This window comes from Chromobacterium sp. INPA-IVC, assembly GCF_059047085.1.
Window position 1 is genome coordinate 350,435 of record NZ_JBTNLS010000005.1, and the last position, 14,131, is coordinate 364,565.

Below are 14,131 nucleotides of genomic sequence, written 5' to 3' on the forward strand. Positions count from 1 at the left end.
GCTTAGCCGATCTGCAGCGGCGGGAAGGATTTGACCAGGTCGTCGATGGCCTTGACCTGGGCCAGGAAGGGCTCCAGCTGCGCCAGCGGCAGCGCGCTGGGGCCGTCGCACTTGGCCTCGGCCGGGTTCGGGTGGGCCTCCAGGAACAAGCCGGCCAGGCCGACCGCCATGCCGGCTCGGGCCAGCTCCGCCACTTGGGCGCGGCGGCCGCCGGACGCGGCGGCGCCCGATTCGCGTTGCTGCAGCGAGTGGGTGACATCGAAGATCACCGGACGGTTGCCGCTGACTTTCTTCATCACGCCGAAGCCCAGCATGTCCACCACCAGGTTGTCGTAGCCGAGGCAGGTGCCGCGGTCGCACAGGATCAGTTGCTCGTTGCCGGCTTCGACGAACTTCTCCACCACGTTCTGGATCTGCGCCGGGCTCATGAACTGCGGCTTCTTGATGTTGACGGCGCGGCCGGTCTTGGCCAATGCCTCCACCAGATCGGTCTGGCGGGCGAGGAAGGCCGGCAGCTGAACCACATCGGCCACTTCGGCCACCGGGGCGGCTTGCCACGGCTCATGCACGTCGGTGATCACCGGCACGCCGAAGGTGTCTTTCACCGCCTGCAGGATCTTCATGCCTTCCTCCAGGCCCGGGCCACGGTACGAGTGGATGGACGAGCGGTTGGCCTTGTCGAAGCTGCCCTTGAACACGTAGGGAATGCCCAGCTTCTGCGTGACGCGGACGTATTCCTCGGCGGCGCGCAGCGCCAGGTCGCGGGATTCCAGCACGTTGACGCCGCCGAACAGCGTGAAGGGTGTCTGGTTGCTGACGTTGACGGACGGGAAAAGGGTGACGTTGATCAAGGGATTCTTCCTGTGTTCGTGCGCGGCCGCATGCAAGGCGCGGCCGATTGGGCAAAGCGACATGATATACCTGCGGCGCGGCGCGGGCCATCCTGGCGCTCAGGCGCCGCCTTGCGCGACCACCTCGGGAACCGCGTCGCGGGAGCGGACGCAGGCGTCCGCCGAGTCGGCCGCGCCGGTTTTTTCCAGGCCTGCGCACCATTTCTTTTTCAATTGCAGATTGATGGCGCAGGCATTGGCGGCGGGCTTGGCCGGATCGATCTTGTATGTTTTTGCGGTCGAGAAGATGCAGGACTGCATCTTGGGGCTTTCGATCTCGTCCGCTTCGTAGCGCTGCTGGCAGATGGCGATGGCCCAGTGCAGCGGCTCGCCCGGCGCGTTGGCAGGGCAGGCGGCGAGAGCGGGAGCGGCGGTAGACATCAAGGCAAGGGCGGCGAGGATTCTGCGCATAGTTCGGGTCCTGTCGGGTATCCAAATATCGGCGGGCGGGATCGTAGCATGGGAGGGCTGGCATCGCGAGAGACGCGGCAATGCCGAGCGGGTATAGTGGGCGTTTCGCCGTTTTTCCAAGGATAACGCCATGGCAGACCTGTCCGCCTTCCCGATCGCCGGCAAATGGCCGGCCAAGCATCCCGACCGCCTGCAGCTGTACTCGCTGCCGACGCCCAACGGCGTCAAGGTTTCCATCATGCTGGAGGAAACCGGCTTGCCGTACGAGGCGCACCTGGTCAGCTTCGAGCGCAACGATCAGCTGTCGCCGGAATTCCTGTCGCTAAACCCGAACAACAAGATCCCGGCGATCCTGGACCCGAACGGCCCCGAGGGCCAGCCGCTGGCCTTGTTCGAATCGGGCGCCAGCCTGATCTATCTCGCCGACAAGACTGGGCAGCTGCTGCCCAAGCATCCGGCCGCCCGCTACGAAGCCATCCAGTGGCTGATGTTCCAGATGGGCGGCGTGGGGCCGATGTTCGGCCAGCTCGGCTTCTTCCATAAGTTCGCCGGCAAGGACTACGAGGACAAGCGGCCACGCGACCGCTACGTCGCCGAGTCCCGCCGATTGTTGCAGGTGCTGGAGGGCAGAATGGCCGGCCGCGCCTGGATCATGGGCGACGAATACACCATCGCCGACATCGCCATCTGGCCGTGGGTGCGCAATCTGGTGGGTTTCTACGGCGCAGGCGAGCTGGTGGGCTTCGACGACTTCCCCAATGTCCAGCGCGTGGCGCAGGCCTTCGCCGAGCGGCCGGCGGTGGCGCGCGGCCTGGCTATTCCGGCGCGGGATTGAGGCGGACGTGAAAGGAGCGGCGATGAAATTCCGATGCCTCGCGGCGCTGGCCGCATTCTGCTGCGCCGCCGCGCAGGCGGCTGAGCCGTCCAAAGCCCAGATCGTCCGTTGGCTGGGCGATGTCGGCAAGGTGGAGTTGGGGCAGATTTATCCGCTGGCGCTCAAAGGCGGCGAGAAGGCCTATCTGGCGTCGGCGGAGTTTCCCGATCAGGGGCGCAACTTCATGCAAGGCTATGTGTTGGCCCGTCCGGCGCTGGGCAAGGCCATCGTGCTCGATGGTTTTAGCGGGCTATCCGCCGATGTGACGATGCTGTCCCATGATGGCAGCAAAGGCTATATGGCGATTCTGGGCAGTTCGAGCTCCGGTCAGGGCAATTTCGACGCCACGTATAGCGTGGTGCTGTTCGATGGCTGGAAGCCGCGGACGCTGTTCAAGGCCGAGGAAGGGAATAATTTCGGCGATTGCGGCGACGAGGGCAAGCCTTGCGAGGGCAGCCAGGTGTTTCTGAATCCGCTGGCGGGGCCCGGCGGCCAGCCTCAGCTGGCGGTGACCACCGTTCGTTACTCCGGGCCGGATGAAAAACGGACCAAGGCCAGCGTCAGTTCGAAGGTCGTCACGCTTTCCTACCCGAAGTGATGTTGGTAGGTCCGGCGTCCATACGCTCCCTCTCTCGGCGGCGTCAGCGCAGCGCGCCGCGTTTCACATGCGGCTCGCGCATGCTGTCGCTGTCGATTTTCCAGCCGCCGCCCTGTTTGACCACCACGTAGCGGGCCTTCTCCTCGCCGCCCTTGGGGTGGGGCTTGGCCTGTTCGTCGGTCGGCCGGGTCGGGTCCAATTGATAGCGGACCACGAATTCGCAGCGGCTCGGGCCGCATTGTCGCGGCTGGATGCCGTAGCCGGTGATCAGCGTCACCATATCCCAGCCCGGTTCGTCCTGATAGTTGGCGAAATAGCGGGCGCCCGGGTATGCCTGCAGCCGCATGCCGGCGGCGTCCTTGGCCAGATAGCTTTCCAGCATGCTTTGCGGCGAGCCGGCGGCCGAGGCGAGGGGCGCGGCCAGCGCCAGGCAGAGCAGGGCAAGGTTTTTGTTCATTATGTTTTCCTTGTTGTAATGGGCGAAGGTTCGGGCGATTTGCGGCATGCAGGCGTCGCGGCGGACCATGTACATGATCGCGCTCGGCCGAAACGATCGAGCATCACCGCCAGCAGCCATTGTGCATTTTCGTCTGGATGCGGGCCTTTCGGCTAGGAGAGCGCGACATCCGGATACTGTTCGCCATCGGGGGGCGGCACCCCGTAGACGTCATTTTCCCGCCAAATCGACGCTATCGAGGGACCGTCTGCGCCTTGTCCCTAATTGCCCCGCGATTGAGCCCAGTCTTGGTCTAATGGGAGCCTAGCCGCCAGAGCAAATGATTTGTGCCAGGAACGAAAACGGGGTATCGTCCCATTTTGATAAGTACTTAGCTTATTGATTGGATCTTGGCGAAAAAATTTAAAATCACAGCGCTAGCATCCAGGTGGGTATGTCTAATCAGCCTATCGCTGCACAGGCCGTGCATGCCGCAGGCAAAACTCTTCAAGGTGAATGCATGAAAAAAACGATTGCTGTCTTGCTGGCTGGATTGGCTTTTTCTTCCACAGCGGCGTTGGCTGCCCCAATGGTGCTGACGTATTACTCGGACTATCAGGGCAATTATGCGGCCTTGACCAAGTACTACTCGAACTTCAACGCGGTTTCCGTCGACTTCTACAACATCACCAAGGAAGGCGCGATCACCGGCAACGGGGCGGCCGCGCCGACTAACGCGCTGTCATTCCTGCGCGAGAAAAAAATCGCTGCCTATGGCTGCATTTCCAATGTTGACAGCGACTGGAGCGCGGACATTGCCCATGCGGTGTCAACCACGGCGCTGAATCAGTCGGCGGCTAACTTGGTGAAGTTCGCCCAGGCCAATGGCTTTGTCGGGATCAACATTGATTTCGAGGCGGTGGCGCAGGGCGACCGCAACAATTTCAGCAACTTCATCCAGGTCCTAGGCCGAGCATTGCACGCCAAGGGGCTGAAGCTGATCGTCAGCGTGCCGGCGTTCTCGACCAAAGATTACAACGACAAGGCGAATTATGGTTATGACCTGCAGGCGCTGGGCGCGGCGGCCGATTATCTGCAAATCATGACCTATGACGAAACGATCCCCACCTGGGGCCCGGGACCGGTGGCGGGGTCGGACTGGATGGAAAACGATCTGGATTACGCGGTATCGCTGGTGCCGGCGAGCAAGATATTGAACGGCATTCCCGCCTATGGCTATGACTGGAAGTCCGACAACAGCGGCAAGCAACTGTTCTGGAGCAAGACACAGGCCTTGATCAGCCAGTATGGCGTCAAGCCGCGCTACGATGTCGGCACTCACTCCGTCAACTTCACCTATGCGGCGAAGGACGGCAGCGGCGTGCATACCGTCTGGACCGAAAACGCCCGCAGCGTGGCGCTGAAGGCCAGTTTGGTGAACGCCTACGGTCTGGGCGGCACCTCGCTGTACGCGCTGGGCATGGAGGACGCCGGCTTCTGGGCCGCGGTGAAGCAGGGCCTGGCGCAGTGATGGCTGATTGTCGGCGATGAAAAAAACCGGGCCTGGGCCCGGTTTTTCCTTTGGAATGGCCGTATTACCAGCGGCCGCCAAGCGCGGCGATCAGTGCCACGCTGCCGGTGTACTGGCGGTTGACCACGGTCCAGAGGTTGTTCTCCGCCGCGATGCGGGCGTTTTGCGCCGACAGCACGTTCAGGTAGGCGACGGTGCCGGCCTGGTACTGGTTCATCGCGATGGTCTCCGCCCGCTTGGCCGCGGCCAGCGCCGCGGTCTGCATGCCGGACTCTTCCTTCAGCAGGCTTTGCGCCGACAGATTGTCCTCCACGCCTTGCAGCGCGGCGAGCACGGTCTGGCGGTAACTGGCCACGCTGGCGTCGTAGCTGGCGATCGCCTGGTCGGTCTGGGCGCTGCGCAGGCCGGCGTCGAACAGCGTCAGCGCCAGCGATGGGCCGACCGACCAGATGCGGTTCGGCAGCGTTACCCAGTCGGCGAAGGTGGAGCCGCGGTAGCCGCCGCTGGCGCCCAGCGTCAGCGTCGGGAAGAAAGCGGCTTTGGCGACGCCGATCCCGGCGTTGGCGGCGGCCATATTGCGCTCTGCCGCGGCTACGTCGGGCCGGCGCTCCAGCAGCGCCGAAGGCAGGCCGGCCGGAATCTGCGGCAGGTGGGGCGTTTCCGTGGCAGGAGGCAGCCCGAAGCTGGCCGGCGCCTGGCCCAATTGGGCGGCGATCGCGTGCTCCAGCTGGGCGCGGGTCAACTGCTTGTCCACCACCGCGGCTTGCGCGGTGTTCCATTGGCTTTCGGCCGAGGCCACCGCGTCGTCGCCGACGATGCCGGCGGCGAACTGATTGCGTGTCAGCTTCAGCGCTTCGCTCAGCGCTTTTTCGCTGTCGCGCAGATTGGCCAGCTGCCGGTCAGCCACCACCAGCTGCAGGTAGGCGGTGGCCAGCTGGGCCTGGCTGCTCAGGCGGATGGCCGCCAGCTGGGCCTCGGACGCCTGCTGCTTGGCCTTGCCGGCCTCCACCTCGCGGCGCACACCGCCCCACAGGTCCACTTCCCAGCTGGCGGACAGGCCCAGATTGTAGGCATTGGATGTGCCGGCGCCTGGAGAGGAAACGCCGCGGCTCTGCGAGGCGTTGGCGGACAGCGACGGGAACAGCCCGGCCTCTGCCTGGCGCAGCTGGGCCTGGGCTTCGCGGTACTGCGCCTCGGCCTGGGCGATGGTGGGGCTTTGTTTGTTCAGCGTGTCCATCAGGCCGTTCAGGGTCGGGTCCTGGAATGTTGTCCACCAGTCGCCGCGCGGCATCGCGTCCTGCGGTTCTGCGGTTTTCCAGCGGCCGTCTTCCTTGAAGCTGGCCGGAATGTCCAGCTTGGGCTTGACGTAGTCGGGGCCGATGGCGCAGCCGGCCAGCGCGGCGGCGATGAAGATGGCGCTCAGGCCGTGTTTCAGCGGTGTTGTTGTTCTATTCATGGCAATCATTCCTCTTTGCCGCCGGCCAGCGCGTGGCCGTGGCTGCCGCGCCATTTCAGGCACCACAGGCGGAAGCGGTCCAGATACAGGTAGACGATGGGGGTGGTGTACAGCGTCAGCAACTGGCTGAGCAGCAGGCCGCCGACGATGGAGATGCCCAGCGGGGTGCGCATCTCGGCGCCGTCGCCATGGCCCAGCGCCAGCGGCAGCGCGCCGAACAGAGCGGCCATCGTGGTCATCATGATGGGGCGGAAACGCAGCAGGCAGGCCTGCAGGATGGCTTCCTGCGGCGGCAGGTTCTGTTCGCGCTCGGCGGTGAGCGCGAAGTCGATCATCATGATCGCGTTCTTCTTGACGATGCCGATCAACAGCAGCACGCCGATCAGAGAGATGATGTTGAACTCGCCGCCGGTGGCCATCAGCGCCAGCAGCGCGCCGACGCCGGCGGAGGGCAGGGTGGAGATGATGGTGATCGGGTGCACCACGCTCTCGTACAGCATGCCCAGCACGATGTAGACCGCCACCAGCGCCGCCAGGATCAAATAAGGCTGGCTGTCGAGCGAGGCCTGGAACGACTTGGCCGTGCCCTGGAAGCTGGCGTGGATGCTGCTGGGCAGGCCGATGTCGGCGATGGCTGCGTCTATGGCCAGGGTGGCGTCGGACAGCGAGTAGCCCGGCGGCAGGTTGAAGGAGATGGTGGTGGCCGCGAACTGGCTCTGGTGGTTGACCGACAGCGAGGTGTTGGTCGGCTTCCAGCTGGCGAAGGCCGACAGCGGCGTCGGCTGGCCGCCCGGCGTCTGCAGGTAGATGTCGCGCAGGCTTTCCGGGCTCTGCCAGTACTGCGGCGCCACTTCCAGCACCACGTGGTACTGGTTGAGCGCGTTGTAGATGGTGGAGACCTGGCGCTGGCCGAAGGCGTCGTTCAGCACCGAGTCCACCTGCGCCTGGGTCAGGCCCAGCCGCGCCATCGCCGCGCGGTCGAAGTTGAGCGTGGTTTGCAGGCCCTTCACTTCCTGGTCGTTGTTGAGGTCGGCCAGGAAGGGGATCTTGCTCATCGCCTGCTGCACCTTGGGCGTCCATTCGCGCAGCTCGTTCAGATCGTCGCCCTGCAGCGTGTACTGGTACTGCGCGTTGCTGGCGCGGCCGCCGATGCGGATGTCCTGCACCGACTGCAGGAACAGCTGGGCGCCGGGTTCCGCGGCCAGCTTCTTGCGCAGCCGGGCGATCACCTGGTCGGCGTTTTCCTTGCGCTCGGACAGCGGCTTCAGGCTGACGAACATATTGGCGCCGTTGCGCTGGCCGCCGCCGGTGAAGCCCACCACCTTGTCCACCGCCGGATCGGCGCCGACCACGTTGATGAAGCGCTGGAGTTTGACCTGCATCGCCTGGAAGGAAATGCTCTGGTCGGCGCGGATCATGCCGGTCAGGCGGCCGGTGTCCTGCTGCGGGAAGAAGCCCTTGGCGATCACCACGTACAGGAACACATTGAGCGCGATGGTGGCGCCCAGGATGACCATCATCAGCCGGCTGTGGCGCAGCGCCCAGGACAGCGAGCGGCGGTAGCCGTCCAGCATCGCGTCGAACATGCGCTCGCTCCATCGGAACAGCTTGCCCGGCTCCTTGTGCGCGTCATGCGCTTTCAGCCAGCGCGCGCACAGCATCGGCGTGGTGGTGAGCGACACCACCAGCGACACCATGATGGCCACCGACAGCGTCACGGCGAACTCGCGGAACAAACGGCCGATGATGCCGCCCATCAGCAAAATGGGGATGAACACCGCGATCAGCGAAATGCTCATCGACAGCACGGTGAAACCGACCTCGCGCGCGCCCTGCAGCGCCGCCTGGAACGGCTTCATGCCGTCTTCGATGTGCCGCGAGATGTTTTCCAGCACCACGATGGTGTCGTCGACGACGAAGCCGGTGGCGATGGTCAGCGCCATCAGGCTGAGGTTGTTCAAGGAGAAGCCGGCCATATACATCACGGCGAAAGTGCCCACTAGCGACACCGGCACGGTGATGGCCGGAATCGCGGTGGCGCGGCCGTTGCGCAGGAACATGAACACCACCAGGATCACCAGCGCGATGGAGATCGCCAGCGAGCGCTCCACCTCCGACAGCGAGGCGCGGATGGTGGGGGTGCGGTCCATCACCTGGTTGATCTTGATCGCCGACGGGATGGAGGCTTGCAGCTGCGGCAGCATCGCCTTCACCCGGTCCACCGTTTCGATGATGTTGGCGCCCGGCTGGCGGAACAGGATCAGCATCACAGCCGGCTGTTTGCCCAGCATGCCGGCGTTGCGCAGGTCCACCACCGAATCCTTGACCTCGGCCACGTCGGAAATGCGCACCGCGTTGCCGTTCTTGTAGCTGACGATCAGCGGCAGGTAGTCGCTGGCCTTGCCGGCCTGGTCGTTGGCCTGCACCTGCCAGTGCTTGTCCTCGTTCTCGAGAAAGCCCTTGGGCCGGTTGGCGTTGGTGCTGGTGATGGCGGAGCGCACCGTTTCCATGCCGATGCCGTAGTGGTTCAGCTGCATCGGGTTCATTTCCACCCGCACCGCCGGCTGGGCGCCGCCGCCAATGATCACGTTGCCGATGCCGTCCACCTGCGACAGCTTCTGGCCCAGGATGGAGTCCGCCGCGTCGTACATCTGGCCGCGGGTCAGGCTGTCCGAGGTCAGCGCCATGATCATGATGGGCGCGTCGGCCGGATTCACCTTGCGGTAAGTCGGATTGGACGGCATGCCGGACGGCAGCAGCGAGTGGGCGGCGTTGATCGCCGCCTGCACGTCGCGCGCGGCGCCGTTGATGTCGCGGTCCAGGTCGAACTGCAGCGTGATGTTGGTGGAGCCCAGCGAGCTGGACGAGGTCATCTCGGTGATGCCGGCGATCCGGCCCAGCGCGCGCTCCAGCGGCGTGGCCACGGTGGCGGCCATCGTCTCCGGGCTAGCGCCTGGCAGCTTGGCCGATACCGAAATGGTGGGGAAGTCCACCTGCGGCAGCGGCGACACCGGCAACAGCTTGAAGGCGATGGCGCCGGCCAGCAGGATGGCCAGCGTCAACAGCGTGGTCGCCACCGGCCTGCGGATGAAGGGGGCGGACGGAATCATGCGTCCACCTCTTGCGCCAGTTCAGGCTTGTCCTTGCGGCCGAAGCGCCGCGCCAGCCGGTCGAAGGCCAGGTAGATCACCGGCGTGGTGAACAGCGTCAGCACCTGGCTGACCATCAGGCCGCCCACCATGGTGATGCCCAGCGGCTCGCGCAGCTCTGAGCCCATGCCGCCGCCCATCATCAGCGGCAGCGCGCCCAGCAGCGCCGCCATCGTGGTCATCAGGATGGGGCGGAAGCGCAGCAGGCAGGCCTGGTAGATCGCCTCGCGCGGGCTCATGCCCTGTTCGCGCTCGGCCTCCAGCGCGAAGTCGATCATCATGATCGCGTTTTTCTTGACGATGCCGATCAGCAGGATGATGCCGATGATGGCGATCACCGACAGGTCTGTGCCGGACACCATCAGCGCCAACAGCGCGCCGATGCCGGCCGAGGGCAGGGTGGAGAGAATCGTGATCGGATGGATGTAGCTCTCGTACAGCACGCCCAGCACGATGTACATGGTGACGATGGCGGCCAGGATCAGCCACAGCGTGTTGGACAAGGACGCCTGGAAGGCCATCGCCGCGCCCTGGAACTTGGTGTCCATGCTGGCCGGCAGGCCCAGCTCGGACTCGGCCTGGCGGATGGCGTCCACCGCTTCGCCCAGCGACGCGCCCTGTTTCAGGTTGAAGGAGATGGTGGCGGTGGGGAACTGGCCCAGATGGTTGATCGCCAGCGAAGCCGGGCGCTCCTCTATGGTGGCCACCGCGTCCAGCGGCACCGGGCCGCCGCTGGCGGTGGGCACGTAGATGCCCTTCAGCGACAGCGGATCGCGCTGGTGCTCCTTGTCCACCTCCAGCACCACGCGGTACTGGTTGGTCTGGGTGAAGATGGTGGAGATCAGCCGCTGGCCGAAGGCATCGTACAAGGCGTTGTCGACCGCCGCGGTGGTGACGCCCAGGCGCGAGGCGACATCGCGGTTGATGTTGACGTAGGCTTGCAGGCCCTTGTCTTGCAGGTCGCTGGCCACGTCGGCCAGCGCCGGCTCCTGCTGCAGCCGGTGCACCAGCTTGGGCACCCAGGTGGACAGGTCGTCCTGGCTGGTGGCTTGCAGCGTGAACTGGTACTGGGTGCGGCTGACGCGGGCGTCGATGGTCAGATCCTGCACCGCCTGCAGATACAGCGACATGCCCGGCACGTCGTCGGCGCGCTGCTGCAGCCGCGCGAGCACGGTGCGGATGTCGTCGCGCTCGCCCTTGGGTTTCAGATTGATCAGCAGGCGGCCGCTGTTCAGCGTGGCGTTGGTGCCGTCCACGCCGATGAAGGACGACAGGCTGTCCACCGCCGGATCTTTCAGCAGCTGCTCGGCCAGTTTTTCCTGGCGGTCGGCCATCGCGGTGAAGGAGATGGACTGCGAGGCCTCGCTGATGCCTTGTATCGCGCCGGTGTCCTGCAACGGAAAGAAGCCCTTCGGCACCCAGACGTACAGCGCCGCGGTCAGCGCCACGGTGCCGACGGCCACCAGCAGCGTGGTTTTCTGGCGGTCCAGCACCCAGGTCAGCATCTTGCCGTAGCGGGCGATGATGTCATCGAAGAACTTGCCGCTGGCGTGGTAGAAGCGGCCCTGTTTTTCTTCCGGCACATGCTTGAGCAGGCGCGCGCACATCATCGGCGTAAGCGTCAGCGAGATGAAGGCGGAAATCAGGATGGACACCGCCAGGGTGACCGCGAATTCGCGGAACAGCCGGCCCACCACGTCGCCCATGAACAACAGCGGAATCAGCACCGCGATCAGCGAGATGGTCAGCGAGATGATGGTGAAGCCGATCTGCTTGGAGCCCTTCAGCGCCGCCTCCAGCGGTTTCTCGCCTTCCTCGATGTAGCGGGCGATGTTCTCGATCATCACGATGGCGTCGTCGACGACGAAGCCGGTGGCGATGGTCAGCGCCATCAGCGTCAGGTTGTTGATCGAGAAGCCGGTCAGGTACATCACGCCGAAGGTGCCCACCAGCGACAAGGGCACCGCCACCGCCGGAATGATGGTGGCCGGCACATTGCGCAGGAAGACGAAGATCACCATCACCACTAGGCCGATGGCCAGCATCAGTTCGAATTCCACATCCTCCACCGAGGCGCGGATGGTCACGGTGCGGTCGCTCAGCACATGCACGTCGACCGAGGCGGGCAGGGTGCCCTGCAACTGCGGCAGCAGCGACTTGATGCGGTCGGTCACCTGGATCACGTTGGCGCCCGGCTGGCGCTGCACGTTGAGGATGATGGCCGGCGTGGAGCCGGACCAGGCGGCTAGCCGGGTGTTTTCGGCCGATTCCACCACCTTGGCCACATCCCTGACATAGACCGGCGCGCCGTTCTGGTAGGCGACGATGACGTTTTTGTATTCGTCGGCCGATTGCAATTGGTCGTTACCGTCCACTGTGGACGCCTGGGTCGGACCGTCGAAGCTGCCCTTGGCCTGGTTGACGTTGGCGGCGGCGACGGCGGTGCGGATGTCTTCCAGGGTCAGCCCGCGCGCGGCCAGCGCCTTGGGATTGCTCTGGATGCGCACGGCCGGCCGCTGGCCGCCGCTGATGCTGACCAGGCCCACGCCCGGCACCTGCGACAGCTTCTGCGCCAGGCGGGTGTCGACCATGTCTTCCAGCTTGGTCAGCGGCATGGTGGGCGAGCTGACGGCGACGGTGAGGATGGGCGTGTCGGCGGGATTGACCTTGTTGTAGACCGGCGGGCTGGGCAGGTCGGACGGCAGCAGGTTGCCGGCGGCGTTGATCGCCGCCTGGACTTCCTGTTCGGCCACGTCCAGCGTCAGGTCGAGGCTGAACTGCAGCGTGATCACCGAGGCGCCGCCGGAGCTGGACGATGACATCTGCGACAGGCCCGGCATCTGGCCGAACTGGCGCTCAAGCGGCGCGGTGACCGACGAGGTCATCACATCGGGGCTGGCGCCGGGATAGAGCGTCACCACCTGGATGGTCGGATAGTCGACTTCCGGCAGCGCCGATACCGGCAGCATGCGCCAGGCGACCAGACCGGTCAGCAGGATGGCCACCATCAGCAAGGTGGTGGCCACCGGCCGCGTAATGAACGGACGGGAGGGGTTCATGCGGTGTCCTTCCGTTTAGTTGGCCGCCGAGGCGTGCTTCTTGCCCCAGGCGCCTGCGCCGTGCTTTTTGTGGCCCTTGGCTTCGCCGGCGGCGGCCGAGGCGGCCTCGCGCGCCTGGGCGGCGCGGTCTATCACCTTGACCTGGGCGCCGTTGCGCAGCTTGTCCACGCCGTCTATCACCACGCGTTGGCCTGGTTTCAGGCCATCCTCGATGATGGTGTCGGTGCCTGAAACAGGGCCGGTCTTGACCTTGGCGATGCTGACGGTGGAGTCGCCGCCGACGGTGTAGACATAGCTGCCTACCTTGCCCAGCTGCACCGCCACGGTGGGCACCACCACCGCGTCCTTGCGCACGCCCAGCTGCAGGTTGACGTTGACGAATTGGTTGGGGAACAACTGCTGCTGTTCGTTGGCGAAAGTGGCCTTGATGTTGATGGTGCCGGTGCTGGTGTTCAACTGGTTGTCCAGCGCCAGCAGCTTGCCGTCGGCCAGTTTGTGGCGGTTGTCGCGGTCCCAGGCTTCCACCTTAAGCGCCTTGTCGGCGCGGGCGGCTTGCAGCACCGAGGCCAGGCTGACTTCGGGCACGGCGAAGAGCACGGTGATCGGCTGGGTCTGGGTGATGGTGACCAGGCCGTTGGCGTCGCTGGCGTGGACGATATTGCCCGGATCCACCTGGCGCAGGCCGACGCGGCCGCTGATCGGCGCGACGACGCGGGTGTAGTCGACATTGACGCGGGCGGCGGCCACGGCGCCCTGGTCGACCTTGACCGTGCCTTCGTACTGGTGCACCAGCGCCTGCTGGGTATCCACCTGCTGCTTGGCGATGGAGTTCTGGCTGGCCAGCTGTTTGTAGCGGGCCAGATCCAGGCGGGCGTTTTCCAGCAGCGCCTGGTCGCGCAGCAACTGGCCTTCGGCCTGGGTCAGCGCGGCCTGGTAGGGGCGGGCGTCAAGTTCTGCCAACAGCTGGCCTTGTTTGACCTGCTGGCCTTCGGCGAAGTGGATTTTGTCCAGTTGGCCGTCGACGCGGCTACGCACTGTCACGGTATAGGTAGAGGTGACGGTGCCCAGCGCGTTCAGCTGCAGGGGCGCGTCCATGGTCCGCACGTCGGCCACGCCCACCGCCATCGGCGCGCCGGCCTTGTTTCTGGCGGCGGCCTCCTGGGCGCTTTGATTGTGCTGGTGCCACCACCAGCCGCCGCCCAGCGCGGCGAGCAGAATGAGTATCAGGGGCAGGCGTTTGGATTTGGCTGGCGCGGCGGTGGACATGCGGAGAGCTCCGGGCGGACATTGAGTGTTGTTGTAAGGAAGCATGACATTTTTACATGCTTTGTGCTGCGCTTATGCGTTGAAACAGCGATTTAGTGCTGAATACATATGTATAAGAGTGAACGCATTGTATTAGCCTGGTTTGAGTCGTAAGCGGCTTTGTGTTGTGAATTGTTAATGAAAAACGAGCGTCCGCTTTTTAATATTGATTTAGGGTAAAAGCTCGTCGGGCTAAGGCTTTGGCCGCTATGGCATTCCGAAGTTGCCGGCCATCGAATGGCGGGAACGGTGTTTTTACCATTTGTTTACATGCGCCGGGTGGAATCTCTACCCGGCTTTTATTTTGGCGGCCCTAGCATGCTGAATGAAGTGTCAATTACCTGGACGATAGCGTTGCGAGGAGCAAACATGTTGGCTGCATTCAGAAGCATGGCCATTTCGGCCGCCGACCGAAAACGTCG

General features: G+C 64.6%; 10 protein-coding genes. 3 read left to right on the forward strand and 7 right to left on the reverse strand.

The window, feature by feature from the left end:
- Positions 1–2: 2 nt before the first annotated feature.
- Both kdsA and ACX17K_RS11390 read right to left on the reverse strand, forming a co-directional pair.
- Positions 3–851 carry a 3-deoxy-8-phosphooctulonate synthase gene (gene kdsA / locus ACX17K_RS11385; RefSeq protein WP_493774878.1) on the reverse strand — a complete coding sequence of 283 codons (849 nt, stop codon included), beginning with the start codon at positions 849–851 and terminating at the stop codon, positions 3–5.
- A gap of 99 nt (positions 852–950) precedes the next feature.
- Positions 951–1,301 carry a hypothetical protein gene (locus tag ACX17K_RS11390; RefSeq protein ID WP_493774879.1) on the reverse strand — a complete coding sequence of 117 codons (351 nt, stop codon included), beginning with the start codon at positions 1,299–1,301 and terminating at the stop codon, positions 951–953.
- 130 nt (positions 1,302–1,431) lie between these two features.
- Here ACX17K_RS11390 and ACX17K_RS11395 point away from each other — a divergent pair, with 130 nt between their 5' ends.
- Together ACX17K_RS11395 and ACX17K_RS11400 are read left to right on the forward strand one after the other, a co-directional pair.
- On the forward strand, positions 1,432–2,136 hold the full coding sequence (locus tag ACX17K_RS11395; RefSeq protein ID WP_493774880.1) for a glutathione binding-like protein: 705 nt from the start codon (positions 1,432–1,434) through the stop codon (positions 2,134–2,136).
- A gap of 22 nt (positions 2,137–2,158) precedes the next feature.
- Positions 2,159–2,773 (forward strand): hypothetical protein, encoded by a 615-nt coding sequence (locus tag ACX17K_RS11400; RefSeq protein WP_493774881.1) that lies wholly within the window; start codon positions 2,159–2,161, stop codon positions 2,771–2,773.
- 43 nt (positions 2,774–2,816) lie between these two features.
- Here ACX17K_RS11400 and ACX17K_RS11405 read toward each other — a convergent pair whose 3' ends face one another.
- Complete coding sequence (locus tag ACX17K_RS11405) at positions 2,817–3,230, reverse strand: hypothetical protein (RefSeq protein WP_493774882.1); 414 nt, start codon at positions 3,228–3,230, stop codon at positions 2,817–2,819.
- Positions 3,231–3,663: 433 nt separating this feature from the next.
- On the opposite strand from ACX17K_RS11405, the gene ACX17K_RS11410 reads away from it, so the two are divergent.
- Complete coding sequence (locus ACX17K_RS11410) at positions 3,664–4,740, forward strand: glycosyl hydrolase family 18 protein (protein WP_493774883.1); 1,077 nt, start codon at positions 3,664–3,666, stop codon at positions 4,738–4,740.
- 64 nt (positions 4,741–4,804) lie between these two features.
- Here the strand turns inward: ACX17K_RS11410 and ACX17K_RS11415 are convergent, their stop codons facing one another.
- From ACX17K_RS11415 to ACX17K_RS11430, 4 genes are read right to left on the reverse strand one after another with little or no spacing between them, the layout of a single operon-like run.
- Positions 4,805–6,196: an efflux transporter outer membrane subunit gene (locus tag ACX17K_RS11415; protein ID WP_493774884.1), complete on the reverse strand. Its 1,392-nt coding sequence runs from the start codon at positions 6,194–6,196 to the stop codon at positions 4,805–4,807.
- A gap of 5 nt (positions 6,197–6,201) precedes the next feature.
- Entirely contained in the window at positions 6,202–9,306 is a 3,105-nt protein-coding gene (locus tag ACX17K_RS11420; RefSeq protein ID WP_493774885.1) for a multidrug efflux RND transporter permease subunit, read from the reverse strand.
- Positions 9,303–12,404, reverse strand: a complete 3,102-nt coding sequence (locus ACX17K_RS11425) for an MdtB/MuxB family multidrug efflux RND transporter permease subunit (protein ID WP_493774886.1) — start codon at positions 12,402–12,404, stop codon at positions 9,303–9,305. The genes ACX17K_RS11420 and ACX17K_RS11425 overlap by 4 nt, the downstream gene beginning before the upstream one ends.
- Positions 12,405–12,419: 15 nt before the next feature.
- Entirely contained in the window at positions 12,420–13,670 is a 1,251-nt protein-coding gene (locus ACX17K_RS11430) for an MdtA/MuxA family multidrug efflux RND transporter periplasmic adaptor subunit (RefSeq protein ID WP_493774887.1), read from the reverse strand.
- Positions 13,671–14,131: the final 461 nt, after the last annotated feature.

Coding starts and splice junctions, on each gene's coding strand:
- ACX17K_RS11390 (WP_493774879.1), bottom strand. CDS start 1,301: ATGCGCAGAATCCTCGCCGCCCTTGCCTTGATGTCTACCGCCGCTCCC.
- ACX17K_RS11415 (WP_493774884.1), bottom strand. CDS start 6,196: ATGAATAGAACAACAACACCGCTGAAACACGGCCTGAGCGCCATCTTC.
- ACX17K_RS11395 (WP_493774880.1), top strand. CDS start 1,432: ATGGCAGACCTGTCCGCCTTCCCGATCGCCGGCAAATGGCCGGCCAAG.
- ACX17K_RS11430 (WP_493774887.1), bottom strand. CDS start 13,670: ATGTCCACCGCCGCGCCAGCCAAATCCAAACGCCTGCCCCTGATACTC.
- ACX17K_RS11405 (WP_493774882.1), bottom strand. CDS start 3,230: ATGAACAAAAACCTTGCCCTGCTCTGCCTGGCGCTGGCCGCGCCCCTC.
- ACX17K_RS11425 (WP_493774886.1), bottom strand. CDS start 12,404: ATGAACCCCTCCCGTCCGTTCATTACGCGGCCGGTGGCCACCACCTTG.
- ACX17K_RS11400 (WP_493774881.1), top strand. CDS start 2,159: ATGAAATTCCGATGCCTCGCGGCGCTGGCCGCATTCTGCTGCGCCGCC.
- ACX17K_RS11420 (WP_493774885.1), bottom strand. CDS start 9,306: ATGATTCCGTCCGCCCCCTTCATCCGCAGGCCGGTGGCGACCACGCTG.
- ACX17K_RS11410 (WP_493774883.1), top strand. CDS start 3,664: ATGTCTAATCAGCCTATCGCTGCACAGGCCGTGCATGCCGCAGGCAAA.